20 protein-coding genes, 1 tRNA gene and 1 other RNA gene are annotated in these 20265 nt (G+C 32.4%); 8 read left to right on the top strand and 14 right to left on the bottom strand.

What is annotated here, in order from left to right:
• The first annotated feature begins 65 nt into the window (after nt 1-65).
• Nucleotides 66-1139, top strand: a complete 1074-nt coding sequence (gene cobT / locus BLQ93_RS03815; protein WP_092128277.1) for a nicotinate-nucleotide--dimethylbenzimidazole phosphoribosyltransferase — start codon at nt 66-68, stop codon at nt 1137-1139.
• Nucleotides 1140-1145: 6 nt separating this feature from the next.
• Here the strand turns inward: cobT and BLQ93_RS03810 are convergent, their stop codons facing one another.
• From BLQ93_RS03810 to BLQ93_RS03785, 6 genes are read right to left on the bottom strand one after another with little or no spacing between them, the layout of a single operon-like run.
• Complete coding sequence (locus tag BLQ93_RS03810) at nt 1146-2288, bottom strand: hypothetical protein (RefSeq protein WP_092128275.1); 1143 nt, start codon at nt 2286-2288, stop codon at nt 1146-1148.
• Between the two features lie 16 nt (nt 2289-2304).
• Entirely contained in the window at nt 2305-3510 is a 1206-nt protein-coding gene (locus BLQ93_RS03805; protein ID WP_092128273.1) for an argininosuccinate synthase, read from the bottom strand.
• A 4-nt stretch (nt 3511-3514) separates the two neighbouring features.
• A complete protein-coding gene (gene argF, locus BLQ93_RS03800) occupies nt 3515-4441 on the bottom strand; it encodes an ornithine carbamoyltransferase (protein ID WP_025391846.1) in 927 nt (308 codons plus the stop codon).
• Entirely contained in the window at nt 4441-5079 is a 639-nt protein-coding gene (locus BLQ93_RS03795; protein ID WP_092128271.1) for a hypothetical protein, read from the bottom strand. The genes argF and BLQ93_RS03795 overlap by 1 nt, the downstream gene beginning before the upstream one ends.
• Entirely contained in the window at nt 5067-5801 is a 735-nt protein-coding gene (locus BLQ93_RS03790; RefSeq protein WP_092128269.1) for a DUF364 domain-containing protein, read from the bottom strand. Before BLQ93_RS03790 ends, BLQ93_RS03795 begins: the two co-directional genes overlap by 13 nt.
• Nucleotides 5788-6096 carry a thioredoxin family protein gene (locus BLQ93_RS03785; protein WP_092128267.1) on the bottom strand — a complete coding sequence of 103 codons (309 nt, stop codon included), beginning with the start codon at nt 6094-6096 and terminating at the stop codon, nt 5788-5790. The genes BLQ93_RS03790 and BLQ93_RS03785 overlap by 14 nt, the downstream gene beginning before the upstream one ends.
• A gap of 86 nt (nt 6097-6182) precedes the next feature.
• Between BLQ93_RS03785 and BLQ93_RS03780 the strand changes: the two genes are divergently transcribed.
• The 6 genes from BLQ93_RS03780 to BLQ93_RS03755 are packed head-to-tail and all read left to right on the top strand — an operon-like array spanning nt 6183 to nt 11807.
• The gene (locus BLQ93_RS03780) at nt 6183-7055 is read left to right on the top strand and encodes a damage-control phosphatase ARMT1 family protein (RefSeq protein ID WP_159427481.1); all 873 of its coding nucleotides are present in this window, start codon (nt 6183-6185) and stop codon (nt 7053-7055) included.
• The gene (locus BLQ93_RS03775) at nt 7049-8185 is read left to right on the top strand and encodes a ribonuclease HII (RefSeq protein ID WP_092128263.1); all 1137 of its coding nucleotides are present in this window, start codon (nt 7049-7051) and stop codon (nt 8183-8185) included. Before BLQ93_RS03780 ends, BLQ93_RS03775 begins: the two co-directional genes overlap by 7 nt.
• On the top strand, nt 8133-9593 hold the full coding sequence (locus BLQ93_RS03770) for a bifunctional aminoglycoside phosphotransferase/ATP-binding protein (protein WP_092128261.1): 1461 nt from the start codon (nt 8133-8135) through the stop codon (nt 9591-9593). The genes BLQ93_RS03775 and BLQ93_RS03770 overlap by 53 nt, the downstream gene beginning before the upstream one ends.
• A complete protein-coding gene (locus BLQ93_RS03765; RefSeq protein WP_092128259.1) occupies nt 9590-10315 on the top strand; it encodes a pyridoxine 5'-phosphate synthase in 726 nt (241 codons plus the stop codon). Before BLQ93_RS03770 ends, BLQ93_RS03765 begins: the two co-directional genes overlap by 4 nt.
• Nucleotides 10303-10635 (top strand): holo-ACP synthase, encoded by a 333-nt coding sequence (acpS, locus tag BLQ93_RS03760; RefSeq protein ID WP_092128257.1) that lies wholly within the window; start codon nt 10303-10305, stop codon nt 10633-10635. The genes BLQ93_RS03765 and acpS overlap by 13 nt, the downstream gene beginning before the upstream one ends.
• A complete protein-coding gene (locus tag BLQ93_RS03755) occupies nt 10620-11807 on the top strand; it encodes a bifunctional folylpolyglutamate synthase/dihydrofolate synthase (RefSeq protein ID WP_092128254.1) in 1188 nt (395 codons plus the stop codon). The genes acpS and BLQ93_RS03755 overlap by 16 nt, the downstream gene beginning before the upstream one ends.
• Here the strand turns inward: BLQ93_RS03755 and BLQ93_RS03750 are convergent.
• The 6 genes from BLQ93_RS03750 to BLQ93_RS03725 all read right to left on the bottom strand — a co-directional run bounded on the left by BLQ93_RS03750 (nt 11804) and on the right by BLQ93_RS03725 (nt 14483).
• On the bottom strand, nt 11804-12136 hold the full coding sequence (locus BLQ93_RS03750) for a 4Fe-4S dicluster-binding protein (RefSeq protein WP_092128252.1): 333 nt from the start codon (nt 12134-12136) through the stop codon (nt 11804-11806). The two genes, BLQ93_RS03755 and BLQ93_RS03750, sit on opposite strands and share 4 nt — an antisense overlap.
• Before the next feature lie 8 nt (nt 12137-12144).
• A complete protein-coding gene (gene recR / locus BLQ93_RS03745) occupies nt 12145-12720 on the bottom strand; it encodes a recombination mediator RecR (protein ID WP_092128250.1) in 576 nt (191 codons plus the stop codon).
• Nucleotides 12717-13040 carry a YbaB/EbfC family nucleoid-associated protein gene (locus tag BLQ93_RS03740; protein WP_025391834.1) on the bottom strand — a complete coding sequence of 108 codons (324 nt, stop codon included), beginning with the start codon at nt 13038-13040 and terminating at the stop codon, nt 12717-12719. Before BLQ93_RS03740 ends, recR begins: the two co-directional genes overlap by 4 nt.
• 4 nt (nt 13041-13044) lie before the next feature.
• A complete protein-coding gene (gene dnaX, locus BLQ93_RS03735; RefSeq protein ID WP_092128458.1) occupies nt 13045-14271 on the bottom strand; it encodes a DNA polymerase III subunit gamma/tau in 1227 nt (408 codons plus the stop codon).
• 23 nt (nt 14272-14294) lie between these two features.
• Nucleotides 14295-14388: signal recognition particle sRNA small type (gene ffs, locus BLQ93_RS03730), an RNA gene on the bottom strand.
• A gap of 18 nt (nt 14389-14406) precedes the next feature.
• Nucleotides 14407-14483, bottom strand: a tRNA-Arg gene (locus BLQ93_RS03725).
• 128 nt (nt 14484-14611) lie between these two features.
• Here BLQ93_RS03725 and metH point away from each other — a divergent pair.
• On the top strand, nt 14612-18100 hold the full coding sequence (gene metH / locus BLQ93_RS03720) for a methionine synthase (protein ID WP_092128456.1): 3489 nt from the start codon (nt 14612-14614) through the stop codon (nt 18098-18100).
• Between the two features lie 49 nt (nt 18101-18149).
• Here the strand turns inward: metH and sucD are convergent, their stop codons facing one another.
• Nucleotides 18150-19040: a succinate--CoA ligase subunit alpha gene (gene sucD / locus BLQ93_RS03715; protein WP_092128248.1), complete on the bottom strand. Its 891-nt coding sequence runs from the start codon at nt 19038-19040 to the stop codon at nt 18150-18152.
• A 2-nt stretch (nt 19041-19042) separates the two neighbouring features.
• Nucleotides 19043-20248 carry an ADP-forming succinate--CoA ligase subunit beta gene (gene sucC / locus BLQ93_RS03710; protein WP_025391830.1) on the bottom strand — a complete coding sequence of 402 codons (1206 nt, stop codon included), beginning with the start codon at nt 20246-20248 and terminating at the stop codon, nt 19043-19045.
• Between the last annotated feature and the right edge of the window lie 17 nt (nt 20249-20265).

The following is a 20265-nucleotide window of genomic DNA, read 5'->3' as shown; positions in this document are numbered from 1 at the left end:
ATTGACAAAATTAAAAAGTAATAGTAAAAAAACAAGGGAGGTTTTTTAAAAAAAAGAGGTTTAAAATGGAGTTAAAAGATATAGTATACAACATTACACCGATCAATGATGATGTATTAGAGAAAGCAAAAGAAAAAACTTCACGACTTATTATGCCATATAGAGCCCTTGGATATGTAAATGACATAGCCGAAAAACTCTGTGCGATTTACTCAACGCTTGAGCCAAAAATAGAAAATAAAGGCGTTTTTGTAATGGCAGCTGATCATGGCGTAGCCGAAGAAAATGTTAGTGCATATCCACAAGAGGTTACTTGTGAAATGATAAAAGCTTTTATTGAAGGTGTTGCTACAATCAATGCACTTGCAAGGCTAAACAATTGTTTTACCATAGTTGCAGATGTTGGAAGTTTATGCGATTGGAAAAATATTTCAAACTTACAAAAAAGCACTTTTATAGTAAATAAAGTTAAAAACGGTACAAATAATTTTACAAAACAGTATGCAATGACCAGAAAAGAGGCTATACAATCCATAATGATTGGCTTTGATATTGCAAATAAATATATACATTCTGAAAAATTAAATCTTATAGCAACAGGTGATATGGGTATCTCAAATACAACAGCAGCTAGTGCAATTGGAGCTTGTATAACAAAAAACGAAGTAGAGCTTATGACAGGACAAGGCACACTCATTACAGATGAAATGCTAAAAAATAAGGTTTTAATAATTAAAAAAGCCATAAATCTTCACAAACCAGATCCAGATGATGCCATAGATGTATTATCAAAAATAGGAGGCTTTGAAATTGGCGCAATAGCAGGCGTTATTTTGGCTGCTTGTTACAATAAAATACCTGTAGTTATTGATGGACTAATTTCTACATCTGCAGCGCTTTTGGCTTACAAATTAAATCCAGTAACAAAACAATATATGTTTGCTGGACATTTATCGAAAGAAAAAGGCCATAATTTAATGCTTTCTTATCTTGACTTAAAGCCAATATTACAGCTTGATATGAGGTTAGGCGAGGGCAGTGGTGCAGTGCTATCCATGCCAATTATTGAAGCAGCAGCTAAAATAATCACAGAAGTTGCTACGTTTGAGCAAGCCCAGGTAAGCAAAAGCAATTTGTAATTTACACTACTTAATAACTTTTTCTAATGCGTCACAAAAATCACTTGTATAAATAAAATTTGTCTGGGGCAATAAAAATATTGTTTTATCTTTTAAACCAAAAAAAACATGCTGTGCTAGATAATTACCAATAGCAGTTTCTATAATTTTATAATCAATACTATTATTTTCAAATATTCCAAGAATTTTAAATATTAAATCTTTACTTTTGTACTCAAATTTTTCAAGCTTTAGAGGAAAATCGAATGTTTTTAATGTGGTTTTTGGGCTGCAAAATGGTTTTTGAAGGCAAAGCCTGTAAAAAGTTCTGTTTAGGCGTTTCCATTTTTTTGCATAAAGCGTATCAAAATCATCGATTGTTTCAATAAAAAATTTACCTAAAGGCTTCAATGAAAAGAATTGTCCAATAATTGCACTATAAACGGCAAATGGATAATTATCTGTAACTATATGCAAAAAGCCGTTTTGTTTTAATTTGTCTCTAATTTTTTGAAATGTAATTTTATTGAAAATTGAGTGTTTGATTCGATAAAGCTTAAACCACGGTTCGGGGAAGTTCACATAAATATTATCAAAAGAATTGTTGTCAAATAAATCAATCACGTGGTTACAATCATAATTCAAAAGTTTTACGTTATTTAGCTTTTCATTGCAACAACGATTTAGCGCAAAAAGAAAATCTTTACCGTAAACTTCAATACCCAAAAAAGACTCTTCTGGCTTTTGTTTTGCAAGATTTATCAAAAACTCACCACGACCGAAACCAATTTCTAAATTATTAATTGATTCTTTGTTGTATGTAAGTATCTTTTGTGGGTAAACGCTTTCATAACAATCGCAAAATTCTATATTTGTATTTGTATGTTCAAGATTATGTGAAACTATTTCGCAATTTAAATTATCTGCGATTTTTTTTGCAGTATTTAAAATTGCATCCTTTAATTTATCTGTAATAATAGAGCGAGTAGCTTTGTTTAGCTTAATAATAAGCAAATCTTGTTTTTTGTAAACATCCAAAAAGCATCTAAATTCATCCAGAGGTAGTATCCCTTTATTTTTATACCTGAAGATATTAACACATTCTATATCATTTAAATTTTTATTGGTTTTTATTATTGCATGAGGCATATTAAATGTAGATAGGGGCACATTTTGCCCCTATAGCTTACTTTTGTGAATATTTTATGCTTGCCATTACTTTCAAAGGCAAACCCCAGATATTACAAAATCCCTCGCCATCTTTATGTTTAAAAGTATCAGATGCTTCATAGGTAGCAAGGTTTTTATTGTAAATAGAATATGGTGATTTTCTTGAAACTGCCGTTACAGAACCTTTATATAGCTTTATTGTAACTTCGCCTGTTAAATTTTCACACAATTTGTCAGCAAAAGCATCTAAAGCTTCTCTTAGCGGTGAAAACCACAAACCATAATATACAAGTTCTGAATACTTTATAGAAAGCTGATCTTTAAAGTGCATTGCTTCTCTATCTAAAATTAACTGTTCTAAAGCTCTTTTTGCTTCAAGTAAACTTACAGCAGCTGGCGCTTCGTAAACTTCTCTTGATTTTATCCCAACAAGCCTGTTTTCAATCATATCAATCCTGCCAATACCATGTGAGCCTGCAATGTGATTTAGTTGTGTTACCAGATCAACAATTGGCATTTTGTTGCCATCTATGCTTACCGGAATAGCTTTTTCAAAACCAATTGTTATGTATTGTGGCTTATCTGGCGCCTCAAGAGGATTTTTTGTTAGAGAAAAGATATCTTCTGGAGTTTCTTGTTCCGGGTCTTCTAAAATACCTGCTTCAATTGCCACACCCCAGATGTTTCTGTCAATTGAATAAGGTTTTTCTTTGGTAATTGGAATTTCAATATTGAATTTTTTAGCGTATTCAATTTCTTCTTCTCTGGATTTTAACTCCCAGTCTCTAACAGGTACAAGCACTTTAATATCCGGCTTAAGCGCAACAGCAGAAACATCAAATCTTACCTGATCATTGCCCTTGCCAGTTGAACCATGTGCTATAGCGTCAGCACCTTCTTTTATTGCAATCTCAACGAGTTTTTTTGTAATAAGTGGCCTGCCAAGTGCAGTAGCAAGCGGGTATTTATTTTCATACAGTGCATTCATTTTAAAAGCTTTCATTACATAGTCTTCTAAAAATTCTTTTCTTAAATCTTCTACATAAGCTTTACTTGCGCCGGTTTTGAGCGCTTTTGCTTTAATAGGTTCAAGCGGTTCATTTTGTCCCAAATCTGCAGTGTAGGCTATAACTTCACAATTATACTTATCCATTAACCATTTAATTATAACTGATGTGTCAAGCCCTCCAGAATAAGCTAAGACAACTTTTTTTACACTCATAGTGTTACTCCTTATTTATTAAATTAAAAATTATTGCCATTTGGGTATATAATCGATTTTCTGCCTGGTTAAATACCACAGAATGTTTGCCATCAATAATATCGGCTGTAACTTCTTCATTCCTATGAGCCGGCAGACAATGCATAAAAATAAAATTACTATCTGCAAATGAACATAGTTTTTGATCTATCTGAAATTTTTTTAATATTGAATGTTTTTTTTCTTTTTGGTCTTCCTGCCCCATAGAAGTCCAAACATCTGTGTAAACGACATTTGCACCGCTTAGAGCTTCTATTGGATCATCAGTTATAATTATATTTGAGTTTGTTTCTTTAGAAATCTCAATGGCTTCTTTTACAATTAAACCGCTTGGGCTATAGTCTTTTGGACAGGCAATTGATATATCAATACCAAGCATAGCGCAATGCAAAAGTAAAGAATTTGCCATATTATTTCCATCGCCAACATAAGCTAATTTTATATTATGAAAACTACCAAAATGCTCCTTTATAGTTAACATATCTGTCAGACTCTGGCAGGGATGCAACAGATCACTTAACCCATTTATTACAGGAGAGCTTGAGTTTAGTGAAAAATCAATTAACCTTTGATGCTCAAATGTGCGTATCATTATAATATCACAATAACTTGAAATTACTTTTGCTGTATCCTCTATTGTTTCGCCTCGACCAAGCTGTATATCTTTTGAAGACAAAAAGATTGTCTGTCCTCCAAGTTTTTTAAAGCCAGCCTCAAATGAAACTCTTGTTCTTGTGGAAGATTTTTCAAATATCATTGCCAGTATAAAATCTTTAAAAGGTTTAAATTCTTGTCTTTTTTTAATTTTTTCTTTTATTTGCAAACCAAAATCGATAACTTTAAGGGTTGTTTGTATATCAAAATCCGTTGGGCTTAAATAGTGGTGAATCATTAAACCTCCTTAAAAAAGCAAAGCCTCTTTAGATTAATCATACTTACAAAAGCACTTTGGGGGCCAAAAAAAATAACAAGCCTATTTGCATTATCCATTGACGATATTTCTAAAATATCATCTGCCCACGGCTTTGTAAGGCAATACCCATTACACAATACCAAAAAATTGTTTGCAATGCAATCAAAAATACGCTCTTGAAAAGCATTTTCTTGAAAATTTAAAAAATTTATTTTAAAACCATACTTATTTAGAATCTCAAAATTACTTTCAAGATTATCAATAAAACACATGCTTAAATTTGAGCCATAGCGCTTAAAAAACCTGTTTCCCATCTCATTAAAGCAAAACTGATTATTTTTGCAAAAAATTGTTGAAGGCTCTTTATTGTAAAAATTGACAAATGCATTCAAAAAACCTACAAATAGCTCTTTATTTTTATCGCTATCAAGATCTAAGCCCATTATTTGCTCAACACTTAAAGTTTCTTTTATATCGCCAAATGTTAAACCTTCGCTTTTTGCACCCAAAAAATCTGTATACAGGCAATTTTCTTTTGTTTCAAAAAAAACCATTTTGTCTAAAAAATCTTGAATTAATGGCAAAATTTTGTTTTTTGCTTGATTTAAGATCTGCATAAAACACACTCTTTTTTTGTATATTTTGAAATCAACCTTGTTCCTGCTGCAAGGCTGATTAGCGTTTTAATTTTGTCTTTATCGATAACACTTATCCCGCACAAATGTGTAGCTTTGGTATTTAAAAATACTTGATCAGACATTGTACATGTAGCACCTAAAATAATGTTATACCTTGCACTAGAAAAATTTAATATGCTATCAATTGTTTTATTTACAAGTGTTGTTGCAGAAATTATTGCAATATCGCAATTTTTCAACTCAAAATAACTTGCCCAGTCAGGAAGTGATTCAAACCTTGGATCCCTTTCTATAATTTTTAAACTTTTCGCTCTTTTTTTAATGCTTTCAATAATTGGTGCAAAATAGCCTACCATTACAACAGTGTGTTCTTTTTCAATGAGATTTAAAAAATCATAATAATTTTCTTGCGGCTTATTCAATATAGCATTTGCGCAGGCTATAGCAAGAGCACTATCAAGCAAGTTGTATGAAAAAATCCCATTTAATAGTTCTATAGCTTTTTTACCTATAATTTTTTCACCTATATCTAAAACATTGCAACTTGCATGGTTTAGTTCTTTTGCAAATGTATACGAAAGCCCACAAAAAGTCCTATTAAGCTCGACACAGGTATAACCAAGTCCAATTCTTATATCGCTTATTTCCAATTCAAGTGCTTTTTGTCTTGCTGTTTCATAAATTGCTTCATGTATATACATAATTTTGTACTCTTTCTATATAATCTAAAACATCATTTAATGAAAATACACCGCTAAAAACATTGATTTGTTTTTTTTTAAAATAAATGGCAATTGTTGGTGCACTGTAGATATTTGTTACAGATACGATTTGAGGTAAATTATCTATGTAAACTTCAAAAAAGTCATCTCTATCTTTTAGTTTAAATGATAGGGCTTTGCATGTTGAACAACTGTTTGAGCTAAAAAGTATACCAATTAAAGGTTTGCTATCAATTGCCTTATTAAAGCCATCCAATGAATCAATTACTTTCATAGGCTTGTAATATTAGCATAAATTTGTAGTTTTGTAAAATTAAAACTATTCTTTACTTAAAATTTTTTTGTAGTATAATACTTTTTGTGAAAGTAAAACCAGAGTGTTTTGTTTGCTTTGTTTCGCAAGCTATTAGAGCTACAGAAATCATCAGCAAAAAAGACGATGATGCCATAAGGGCATTAAAAAATGTAGCAAAAGTATTATCTGAAACTGAATATAATGTAGCACCACCTTTAATATCAGAGTTTGTGTATGGCTCTATAACAAAAACACTTGACCATGACGATCCATACAGTGAAATTAAAAAGAAATACAATAAAATAGCGCTTAACTACGTAGATGATCTAAAACGCTACATTGAAGATTCAGATGATAAGTTGCAAGCCGCAATAAATATTTCTGTTGCAGGAAATATAATTGATTTTGGCTCTCAAATAGAAAAATTCAACATAAAAGAAACACTTAACAAGGCAATTATTGAAGGTTTTTTGGTTAACGATATTGAAGATTTCAAATTAAAAATAACCAAAGCTAAAACATTGCTTTTTTTAGCAGATAATGCAGGAGAGATTGTTTTTGACAAACTGCTTTTACAAACCATAAAAAACCTTTATCCAAATTTAAATATCTACATTGCCTTACGAGGAAAACCAATAATAAATGATGTAACCAAAAATGACATTGAAGGTTTGGGTTTAGAAGAGATAGGAACACTAATTGAAAGTACAAAGCCAACACCTGGTTTCTGGCCTGATTACTGTGATAATCTATGCAAAAAAATCTATAAAAAAGCTGATGTTATTATATCAAAAGGGCAGGGCAACTTTGAAACACTTTCAGAGTTTGACGACGATAGGGTGTTTTTTTTGTTTATAATAAAATGTTCGGTTGTGGAAAAATACCTTAACAAACCTAAATACTCACATATATTTGCCAAAAAAAGTTCTCTATGCTAATAGCGGGCGTTGATGAAGCAGGAAGAGGTCCATGGGCTGGACCAATTGTCAGCGCTGTTTGCATTCTGCCAAAAAAGCTTAATCTAATAGTAAAAGACTCAAAAGTTTTAACGCAAAAAAAACGCGAAGAAATTTATAAAATACTTACCAGACACTCAATATATGGCATTGGAATTGCTACTTGCAAAGAAATAGATAGATTTGGCATTGTAAAAGCCTTTGAATTATCAATAAAAAGAGCACTCCTGTTCATGCCCAAAAAGCCAGATTTATTATTGATAGATGGGAAAGATCACTTAAATTTACCGGTCAAATTTAAAAGTATCATAGATGGGGACTCAAAAATAGCCTGCATATCAGCAGCATCTATTCTGGCAAAAGTAAGTCGAGACCACCACATGATACTTATGTCTCAAAAATATCCAAATTATGCATTTGATCAACACAAAGGATATGGCACAAAAAAGCATATCGAATTATTGGAAAAGTTTGGCATATGCGATATACACAGAAAAAGTTTTGAGCCTATAAAACAATTCATAAATGGTACATTTAAACCAAAATTACTGCTTCATGCCTGTTGTGCACCGTGTGCGACAAGTGTAATAGAGCGCTTAAAAGAAAAATTTAGACTTAGCATATATTTTTTTAACCCAAATATACAGCCCAAAAAAGAATATCAGCTAAGATTAAAAGAAATGATTGAGCTTTGCAAATACCACAATTTAGAGCTAATTGTCCCAGAATACGATCCCAAAGAATGGTTTAAAAAAGTAAAATTATATAAAAATTATCCAGAAGGTTCTAAAAGGTGCACAGTATGTTATGCTTACAGATTGTACAAAACTGCTGTTTTTGCCAAAAAACATAATTTTGAGTACTTTACAACCACATTATCTGTAAGTCCTTTGAAAAAATATAATACAATCCTACATATTGGCAAAACACTCGAAAGTCTAAATGTGCTTTTTTTTGAGGAAGATTTTAAAAAGAAAGACGGTTTTAAACGCTCATGCGAGCTTTCTAAAGAATTCAATTTCTATAGACAAAATTATTGCGGTTGTGTATATTCTTACCATGAATCAATTAATAGAAAACTTAAAAAACAAGCTCAAAGCAACGCTAATTGAAACGCACATATCGTATGTTTTAGTAAATGAGATTGTTTATAAAATAAAAAAAAGCGTAAATTTTGGTTTTCTAGATTTTACAAGCCTGCAAAAAAGAAAATACTATTGCGAAAAAGAAGTTGAATTAAATAGCAGATTTTCACCCGATTTATACTTAGGGGTTGTGTCAATTACAAAAAACGCAGATGAATTTTTTATATCAGGTCCTGGTGAAGTTGTAGAATACGCAGTTGCCATGAAAAAGCTTCCGCAAGATAAAATGATGGATGTATTGCTTGAAAAAGATAAAGTTACACTGGAAGATATAGACAAACTATCAAATATTATAGCAAACTTTCACAAAAATGCTCAAACAAATACACAAATAAGTGAATTTGGCAAAAAAGAAAACATAAAAATCAATACAGACGAAAATTTTAACCAAACAATCAAAGCACAAGGTACTTTTTTAACAAAACACCAGTTTGAATCAATTAAAAAATACACAAATGACTTTTTAGATACGTATGATTGGCAAAAACGCATTGTAGAACAAAAAATTAAAGATTGTCATGGTGATTTGTACTCCCACAATATTTGCCTTGCCGATAAAATTTACATATACGACTGTATAGAATTCAACGACCGCTTTAGATACTCTGATGTTGCAAGTGATGTAGCTTTTTTGCTTATGGATTTAGAATTTCACAACAAACAAAATTTATCTGATTTTTTTTTGCAAAAATACATTGAATATTCAAAAGATCATTCTATCAAAGAAGTGCTTGATTTTTACAAAACATACAGAGCCTATGTAAGAGGAAAAATTTATTACTTTGAAAATAAAAAAGAACTATCAAGCAAATATTTTGACCTATCTTATAAATATATTGATAAAAAGTACAAACCGATACTTATTGCGATGGTTGGCTTGACTGGCTGTGGCAAAAGCTATTTTAGCGAAAGGTTATCGCAAAAACTCAACGCAAAGGTTTTTTCATCTGATATTGTCAGAAAACAGTTATTTTCTGGAAATACAAACGGTTTTGAAAAAGGCATTTACAGTACCTATCACACACAGGTAGTATATGAAAAATTAAGCCAGCTAGCTTACGAAGCTTTAAAAGATGGTTTTAATGTTATACTTGATGCAACCTACATAAAACATTCACACAGACAAAGTTTGGTAAATACGATAGAAAAACTTGGAATAACGCCTAATTTTGTTTTTCTTGATCCAGATGAGCCAACAATATTCAAAAATCTTGAAAAAAGAAAACAGGAAAAAAGTATTTCAGATGGCACAGTTGATATATATTTTAAACAAAAAGAAATATTTGAAAAGCCAGAAAATGCCATAATTATACACTCAAACGAAGAAAATAGTCTAAATTATGTATTAAAAACCATTTTGGAGGCTAAAAAATGAGGCTTGGAATTAATATTGATCACATAGCAACACTAAGACAGGCAAGACTGGGTATAGAACCAGAGCCAATCTATGCAGCTTTAATTGCTCAAGAAGCCCTTGCTGATAATATTACAATGCATCTAAGGGAAGATAGACGCCATATCCAGGAAAATGATTGTATATTGGTTAAAAATACAATCAAAATTCCACTCAACCTGGAAATGAGCATAGAAGAGAAAATAGTAAATTTTGCTTTGAATCTTGTCCCATATCAATCAACACTTGTGCCTGAAAAAAGAAAAGAACTTACAACGGAAGGTGGTCTTGATGTAATATCTAACTTTGAAAAGTTAAAAGAAGTAATAGATAAATTGCATTCAAAAAATATACTTGTAAGTTTATTTATTGATCCAGATAAAAAACAAATTGAAGCAGCAAAAAAGCTTAATGCAGATTCAATCGAAATTCACACAGGTGAGTATGCAAATGCACCGCTATCTCAAAAACTTCAATTCGCAAATACAATTAAAGATGCAGCTATTTTTGCAAAAAGTCTTGGGCTTTGCGTCCATGCAGGGCATGGCCTGAATTATCAAAACGTTAGTCTGATTGCAAAAATCAAAGAAATTGAAGAATTAAATATAGGTCATTCTATTATCTCAAGAGCTGTTTTTTGTGGCTTGAAAGAAGCTATAATTCAAATGAAACAAATTATTGAAAAAGCCAGATGGTTGGCATAGATATAGAACAAACTAAAAGATTTGAGCTAATGCTTAAAAAATTTGATAAAAAAACGCTACATAGGATTTTTTCTCAAAAAGAATTAGATTATTGTTTTTCAAAAAAATTCCCACATATCCATTTGTGTGGCAAGTTTTGCGCAAAAGAAGCTTTTTTTAAAGCAACTAACTTAAAAATACCTCTAAATAAAATAGAGGTTTTAAACGATAAAAATGGTGCAGTGCAAATTTATGTTGAAGATAAAAAATTTAATGCAGATGTTAGCATATCACATACAAGTGAATATGCTGTGGCAATTGTTTTATGCAAAGCTACGTAAAACTCAAAAAAATTTTAGATAACCTACAACCATATTCTATTAAACTTGGTCTTGAGCGCATAAAAGCGTTGCTAAAAGCTCTATCTAACCCGCAAAATTCTTTTAAAAGTATATTGATTGGCGGCACAAACGGGAAAGGCAGTGTTGCGCAAATGTTAAATGACAGTTTTTTACAAAAAGGTTACAAAACTGGATTGTACACTTCGCCACATCTAATACTATTGAATGAACGCATTAAAGTAAACAACGCTTACGTTGATTTTGACTTGTTGCTTGATTTGGCTCTACAAATAGAACCTTTAGCCAGAGAATTTGATGTAACCTACTTTGAGTTTTTGACTGCTTTGAGTTTTTTGGCATTTAAGAAATTAAAGGTAGAATATGCAATTTTGGAAGTAGGCATGGGCGGTGAGTTTGATGCAACAAATGTTGTAGAGCCAATTTTAAGTGTTTTAACAAGCATATCTTTCGATCACACAGAACATTTAGGGAAAACAATCGAAGAAATAACAAAAACAAAAATGGCCATTATTAGAAAAATTGGGATAATTGGTAAAAATTCTCCTAATGTTATAAATTTGATCAAACAATCTTCCAATGCTGACCTTTATTTTGTTGATGAAATATATCTAAGCCGTGCAAAACAATTTGACTTGAATTTTCTAAAATGCGATTACGAAAAAGAAAACCTCGCATGTGCGTTTTTGGCCATTGACTGCTTAAACAAATATTATAATTTGGGATTGGACACACAAGCTATAAAAAACACATATTGGCCTGCACGTTTTGAAATTATAAAATCAGCTAACAAAACATTTATAATTGATGGTGCGCACAATGTAGATGGAGCAAATAGGTTTTTAGAATGTGCAAAAAAAATAAAAGGCTCAAAAATGCTAATTTACTCAAGCCTAAAGCAAAAAGAGTATCAAAAAATTTTAAATATGCTTTCTTTCTATTTTGATGAAATTATAATAACAAAAACAAACAATCGCAACTCGATTGACAAAGATGATATTAAATTTGAAAACAAAAATTATAAATTTTTAGAAGATGCAAATACCTCTTTACTATATGCGCAACAATCAAATTATGAAAACATTTTTATAGCGGGTTCTCTTTATTTGGCAGCTTTGGCAAAAGCCTGTATGTTGGAAGAAAACCTTCCTTAAATCTTAAACACTTCGAGCCTTATAGCATTCAGGCCTTTTTCTTGTACGTCTTTTTCAAGCGCCATGACAAGCGATTTTGGCTTTGTAGGACAAACTTCAACACATATACCGCAGCCTTTGCAATGATGATAATCTATGCCTGCCATTTTTTCATCTTTATCTAAAATTATAGAAGCATCTGGACAATACTGCCAGCAAAACAAACAATTTATGCATGTTTTTTCATTCCAAATAGGACGCTCAACACGCCATGAGCCTGTTTCAAAGTTTTCAATTTTTTCTTCTTTTGATTCAATTTCTATAATTTTACTTAAATCAACGATACTCATATACTCTCCTAATAAGGTATTCTATTTTGAAAAGCTTTTTGTAGTGTTAATCTATCAAGTGAATTAATATTATAGCCAACTGGTATACCAGAAGCTGGCTTTGTTATTTTGATATTACCATCTAGCATATCTATTATGTATTGAGCAGTAAGGTTTCCTTCTATAGAATCATCAAGCATAAGTATTATTTCTTTTGCTGATTGAGCATTTTCTTTAAGTTTATCTAGATCTAAATCTTTTGCATAAATTCCTTCCAAAGGTGAAATTAAACCCCACAAAACAAAATACACACCATTGTATATATGTTGAGATTCTAAATTAATCAATGTTTCAATTGTTTCTACAACACAGATTGTTGATTTATCACGTGAACTATCCAAGCATATATCGCAAACATCATCTTCACATAAATTGCGGCAAATTTTACATTTTTTCAGATTTACTGCTGTCTCTATATTTTTGGCAATCTCTTTTGCATCCTGTGAATTATTTATAAGCCACAAGGCGTACCTAAGGGCACTTTTTTCGCCAATTCCTGGTAGTTTTTTCATTGATCCAATTAAATTTTCAAGACTCTTTATCATAAACCTGGTATATTCAAACCGCCAGTTAGAGCAGACATCTTTTCTTTAACTTTTTCTTTTGCTTTTCTAATAGCTTCATTTACACCAGAAAGCAACAAATCTTCAAGCATCTCTACATCATCGCTAAGCAATTCTTTTGATATTTTTATTTCAACAATCTCTCCATCACCATTTGCACTAACACTCACCATACCACCACCTACGCTTACCTGTGTTATTTCTTTTGCTGCTTCCTGCTGAATGCGCTCAATTTCTTTTTGCATCTTTTTTGCCTGACTCATGAGAGTATTCATATCAAAACCGCCAAAACCTTTTGCCATAAAATCACCTCTTTGCTATTATTTCTGCATCAAATAAATCAATTACAAATTTTTCCAATCTATCTGCCTCATTTGTGTTATCTTGCAAAGAAACATTATTAGTTTCAATAGTATTTATATTATCCAATTTACCTTGAGTAATTTCTTCAACACTTTGAATGTGGGTTTGTATTTTTTTATCTAGATCTAAGCTGTATGTTAGTTTTATTATTTCTTCAATTTTTGTAAGGTTTTTTAAGCTTAGTGCTTTTTGAGTTGCTACTTTTAGTGTTACAGCATCATCAACTTTATATTTTATTTGTAAAAAAGCATCGTAGAAAATGTTTATAAAAGCCGCTTTTAATTCAAGATCTATACTAAGAGTAAGTAGTTTTTCAAGTAAAAGCTCTACAAATGTTTCTACTTTTAAATTTCTCTCAAAAAGGTAATTTAATTTTTCAAAAGTCAAATCAGCATTAAAGCTTACAAGCGAATCAACAAAATCATCAATCAAACCAAAATCAGCAACTCCAAGCACATCCGATACATCTTTTGCAGTGATATTGTCATTTTTATAAGCTACAACTCTATCTAAATAATTTTCTGCAACTCTAAAAGATCCTTGTGCTATTTGAGAAATTAGTTTTATGCCTTCATCTTGCATGTTTATGTTTTCTGTTTCTAAAATTTTTTTTAACTTTTCATAAATTTTTTGAGGAGAAATTTTGTTTAATTTAAAGATCTGACATCGTGATAGAATTGTTTGTGGAACTTTTTCTATATTTGTAGTTGCAAATATAAATTTAACATAATCTGGTGGCTCTTCAATTGTCTTTAAAAGCGCATTAAAAGCTTCTTCTGTTAACATATGCACTTCATCTATAATAAATATTTTGTATCTTGCGCTAAATGGTACATACTTTATACTTTCAATAATGTTTCTTGCATCATCAATGCGCCTGTTTGAAGCTCCATCAATTTCAATTACATCAACACTTTTACCTTCAGAAATCGCTCTGCAATGCTCACACTTTCCACATGGCTCTACTGTAGGGCCTTTTTCACAGTTTAATGATTTTGCAATAATTCTTGCAAGTGATGTTTTGCCAGTACCCATTGTGCCATAAAATAAAATAGAGTGGTAAAGCCTGTTTTGCTCTATAGCATTTTTTATAGTTTGAGTTACAATATCCTGCCCTATTACTTCATCTAATGTTTGAGGTCTATACTTTCTTGCAAAAACTAAATACATATTATCTTCCCTTAGCGATACCCACCAATAAAGGTTACCTGCTGGGGGCTAATTTGCTACCGTTGCTTCCTTCCGGACCTGGCGGGGTTCACAAACGCCCCTACAAGTATCTTCAAAGGTGGGTATCGCTAAAAGTGGCGCGCCCAAGAGGATTCGAACCTCTGACCTCAAGAACCGCAATCTTGCGCTCTATCCAACTGAGCTATGGGCGCTCAATACCCAACTTTTCATCTTTGATTATATATTTAGTATCTATAAAAATCAAGTTTAACGGTTCCAAATAGAAATGCTCTATATTGTAAAACTATTACTTTTTTTATATAATCAAGCTTTGTTGGAGGTGGATTTGAGCATTAGAAATATTTTAGGCAAAAGATTTTTAATACTTGATGGTGCAATGGGGACTTTGCTTCAAACATACAATTTAAAAGAATCTGACTGGGATTTTAAAGTTGGTTGCAATGAAATTTTAAATATTACAAGACCTGATATTATAAAAGGTATTCATTTAGACTATCTTAAAGCAGGTGCTGATATCACAAAAACAAACAGTTTTGGCGCACTTCCATGGGTACTTGAAGAGTACAATTTGCAAGACAAAACCTACGAAATAGCAAAAATGGCAGCAAAAAACGCTAAATCTGCCAAAGATGAAATTGAATCAGTTCATAAATGCCAAAAATATGTTGCAGGCTCACTTGGCCCTGGAACAAAACTTGCTTCGCTTAATCAAATTGATTTCGATACGATGTATGATGGCTATTTTTTGGCTGCATGTGGTTTGATAGATGGGGGCGTTGATTTAATTTTACTTGAAACATTCCAGGACCCTCTGCAAATTAAAGCTGCGCTAAATGGTTGTTTCGATGCAATAAAATACAAGCAAAAAGATATACCTATAATGATTTCAGCTACTATTGAATTAAATGGTTCTATGCTTATTGGTACCGATGTTGCTACACTTGCTGCAATACTAGAACCGTTTGATATACTAACCCTTGGTCTAAATTGTGGAAGTGGACCAATCCAGGTTGAAACACATTTAAGAAAACTATCTCAAAATTGGGGTGGCTATATTTCTATTCACTCAAATGCAGGATTGCCAGAAAATATTGCAGGTAAAGTATGCTACCCAATGGATCCGGAAAGTTTTGCAAAAGCTGAAGCTAAATTTTGTGATATTGATGGTGTAAGTATAATTGGCGGCTGTTGTGGCACAACACCAAATCATATAAAAGCGCTTCAAGAAAAAATTAAAGACTTAAAACCCAAACCTCCAAAAGGGGTTTCACCAAAAGCATTAGCAAGTTTATACCAGTATGAGCCACTTTTTCAGGAACCACCACCTTTTTTAATTGGAGAGCGTACCAATGCCACAGGTTCAAAGCAATTCAGAGACTTATTGTTAAAAGAAGATTATGATTCAATTTTATCCATAGCACAAGAACAAGCTTTAAGCGGTGCTAAAGCTTTGGATGTATCTGTAAATTTTGCTGGCCGTAATGAAGAAAAAGATATGATAGAGCTAATAAGCCGCTTTAACCAAAAAATCTCAATCCCTCTAATGATAGACTCCACTCAACCAAATACAATTTTAAAAGCTCTAAAGCTTATTGGTGGAAGGCCAATTATTAATTCTGCAAACTTAGAAGATGGTACAGAAAAATTTGACAAAATTTGCGAGCTTGCAAAGAAATTTGGAAGCGCACTTGTTTTGCTAGCTATTGATGAAAAAGGTATGGCAAAAACAAAAGAAAGAAAGCTTGAAGTAGCATACAGGATGCTTGATAGAGCACTAAAAAATGGCTTAAGAAAGAGCGATTTGGTATTTGACCTTTTGACTTTTACAGTAGCATCAGCAGAAGAAGAATACAGAAGCGCCGCAAAAGACACAATTGATGCAATAAGCGAGCTAAGAAACACCCATAAAGAAGTAGGAGCCATTTTGGGAATATCAAATGTATCTTTTGGCTTAAATGCCCAGGCGCGAAAATACTTAAATTCTGTATTCTTGTATCATGCAGTTAAAAACGGCTTATCAATGGCTATTGTTAACCCAAAATCCCTAATCCCGTATCCATTAATAAATCCAGAAGACAGGCAAATATGTGAAAGATTAATCTTTAACGATTGGCAAGAAGGTGACCCATTAATTAAATTTATTGAACATTTTTCTAATGATAAAAAAATTGAAGAAAAAGAAACTTTAGAAAACCTGCCACTTGATGAAAAAATAAAAAAGCTTCTAATTAGCGCCCAAACAAATGAGCTCATAAAGACTGCAGATAAAGCTTTAAAGGTTATGTCTGCAGATAAAATTATTGACTTACTGGTACAAGCTATGAAAACGGTTGGAGAATTATTTGGCGAAGGTAAAATGCAATTGCCGTTTGTATTAGCAAGTGCTGAAAGTATGAAAAGATGTGTCGATTATTTAAACCAATTTATGGACAAAAAACAAAAAGACAAACAACTTACAATTGTTTTGGGCACTGTAAAAGGCGATGTACACGATGTAGGTAAAAATTTAGTTGATATAATTTTAACAAATAACGGCTACAAAGTAATAAACCTAGGAACACGCGTGGAGGCTAAAAGCTTTCTTGAAGCAGCAAAAAAATACAATGCTGACTGTATTGGTATGAGTGGACTTTTAGTAAAATCAACAATAGAAATGAAAGCCAATATAGAAGAGTTTGAAAAAAACAACTTAAAAATACCAGTTTTACTTGGTGGAGCTGCGTTAAATAGTAAATTTGTTGAAGATTACTGCAAACCAATTTATAGTGGCAAAGTATTTTACTGCAAAGATGCCTTTGATGGTTTAAAAGCATTGTCAATTATAGAAAACAAAAAATTAATAGGTGAAAATAAAAAGAAAAAAATTGTATCAGATAAACTAATTATTAAAGAAATACCACAAAAAGAAATTATTTTGCCTCCAGTTGAAGATGTACCAAAAGCACCATTTTATGGTAGGAAAGTATTTGTTTCAAAAAATCAATCAAATTATGCTTATATTCAAAACCTTGCATTTAATTGGATAAATAAAAAAGCATTGTTTATACGTGCCTGGGGTTACAAAAAAGCAAACATGTCACAAGAAGCGTATAATAGGTTAATAAAAGAAGAAATCATGGTAAACTTCGAGAATTTAAAACAATTACTAATAGAACAAAACATTTTTGAACCATTTATTATTTATGGATACTTTGCATGTAGGTCTGATTCTATCTTTAGGTTAAAAAATAATTATACCAAAAAAGCTTCGCTATATATTTTTGATGAACAAACAAGTAAATTTACACAAAACTTATCGTTTGAAGAAGCAAAAAAACTTGCCAAACTTGTAATAGATTTTAATAGGGTTGATCATAAGCCATACCTTTGTTTAGCAGATTACTTCAGAAGCGATATAAACGATATTGTAGCTTTTTCTTTGGTATCTGCTGGTGAAAAATTTTCTGAGTTTGAAAAATCTTTATTTAAAAACGGTGAATATAAAAAGTATCATTTAGTACATGGGTTAGGCATAGAATTAACAGAAAGTTTAGCAGAAATTATACACAAACACATAAGAATAGAGCTGAATATTGCAAAAAATGAATCAAAAAATTTAGAAGATGTAAACTTTTCGATGAAGTCTTATCAAGGCGCAAGGTATTCACCAGGTTATCCATCATGTCCCGATCTTAGTCTAAATGACGCAATATTTAGTTTACTTAAACCCGAAGAATATAACATTAAACTAACAGAAAATCACTTGATTGTCCCAGAACAATCAACTGTAGCTATAATAGTGCACCACAGCAAAGCAATTTATTTTTAATAGGCAAGAGGCATAAACCTCTTGCCCTTTATAGATAAGGAGGGATAGACTAAATCGAAAAGTGATATTTATCTTTTAGTGTTTTGTATATTGTTTCACCAATGTAGCCAGGATTTTCTATGATATGAACACCTGCTTCTTTTAAAGCATTGTACTTTGATTCAACAGTGCCTTTCTTTCCCATTATAATTGCACCTGCATGTCCCATTCTTCTGCCTTTTGGAGCGCTTGCGCCTGCAACAAAAGCAAATACAGGTTTTGTAACATGAGCTTTGATGTATTCTGCAGCTTTTTCTTCTGCATCACCACCTATCTCACCTACTATCATTATGGCTTCTGTTTCAGGATCTTGTTCAAATCTTTCAAGCCAGAAGATATAGTCTGTGCCTACTATAGGGTCACCTCCTATACCAAGGCATGTAGATTGGCCAAGACCTACTTTTGATATTTGATCTGCTGTCTCATATAGCAGTGTACCGCTTCTTGAGATTATACCTATTGAGCCTCTTTTAAAGATATGACCTGGCATTATACCTATTTTTGAAGCATCCGGTGTTATAATACCTGGACAGTTTGGACCTATAAGTATTATGCCTTCTTTTTCAATTACCCTTTTTACCTTTACCATATCAAGCACAGGTATACCTTCTGTTATACATACAATAATCTTTATACCACTGCCTACTGCTTCTAGTATTGCATCTGCTGCAAATGGAGGTGGAACAAATATGAGGCTTACGTTTGGGTTTGTTTTTTGAACAGCTTCTTCTACAGTGTTAAATACAGGTATACCATCCACATCACTGCCGCCTTTGCCTGGTGTTACACCACCTACTACCTTTGTCCCGTAATCCCTGCAGGCTAGGGCATGGTATCTACCTTCTTTGCCTGTAATGCCTTGTACTATTACCCTGCTTGTTTTATATACAGCTATAGCCATATTTATTTCTCCTTCTTATTGGTTTCTTTTGTTGTTTGGTTTTCTTCTTTTTTTGGTTTTGTTATTTGAGTTATCATATGAGCAGCTTCTTTTATGTCCTGGGCTACAGAAAATGCAAGGCCACTGTTTTTTAGCATTTCCATACCTTCTTCTTTATTCATACCGGTAAGCCTTACTACTATTGGGACTTTTACTTCTACTGTCTTTAGGGCTTGCAATATGCCATTTGCCACTTTATCGCATCGCACAATACCGCCAAATATATTTATGAATATAGCTTTTACTTTTGGGTCTCTGGTTATTATCTCAAAGCCTTTTGCTATGGTATCTGGTGTAGCTTCACCACCTACATCAAGAAAGTTTGCCGGGTTTCCACCTGCAAATTTGATAACATCCATTGTAGCCATAGCAAGACCTGCACCGTTTACCATACAGCCTATATCACCATCAAGCTTGATAAAGTTTAAACCAGCAAAACGTGCTTCAAGCTCATCTGGGTCATATTCAGTTAAATCTCTCATCTTTGCTATTTCTTTTCTTCTAAAGATTGCATTGTCATCTATTTCTATCTTTGCATCAAGGGCTACCAAGTGGTTTGTATCTGTTACTACAAGCGGGTTCATCTCTAAAAGCGAGCAGTCTTTATCCATAAACAGTTTGTACAGGTTACTTACGATTCTTGATATTTCTTTTTCCTGTTCAACAAGGTCAAGATCGTACTTTAATCTTCTTATCTGGTATGGCAAAAAGCCTACCGCTGGATCTATCGGTATTTTTATGATGTCTTCCGGGTAGAGCTCACTTACCTCTTCTATACTCATACCACCCCTTTTTGAAGCAATAACCACTGGTTTTCCTATGGTTCTATCTATAGTAATAGAAAAGTAGAGTTCCCTTTTAATGCTTGATACTTTCTCTACAAGTAGTTTTCTAACCTTTACACCCTGAGGTCCAGTCTGTGCTGTTACAAGCGTTTTGCCAAATAATTCCTGAGCAATGTCTCTGGCTTCATCTGCAGTTTTAGCAATCTTTACACCACCTGCTTTGCCCCTGCCACCGGTTAGAACCTGTGCTTTTAATACAACAGGAAAACCCAGCTCCATTGCAACCATCCATGCATCGTAGGGAAAATATGCTACCCTGCCTTCTGGTATTGGTACTTCGTATTGACTCATAAGCTCTTTTGCCTGGTACTCGTGAAGCTTCATTTAAACCTCCAAAAAAA

Origin of the sequence: Desulfurella multipotens, from assembly GCF_900101285.1 — a bacterium.
Taxonomy (GTDB): domain Bacteria; phylum Campylobacterota_A; class Desulfurellia; order Desulfurellales; family Desulfurellaceae; genus Desulfurella; species Desulfurella acetivorans.
This window is presented reverse-complemented; position numbering and strand designations above follow the sequence as displayed.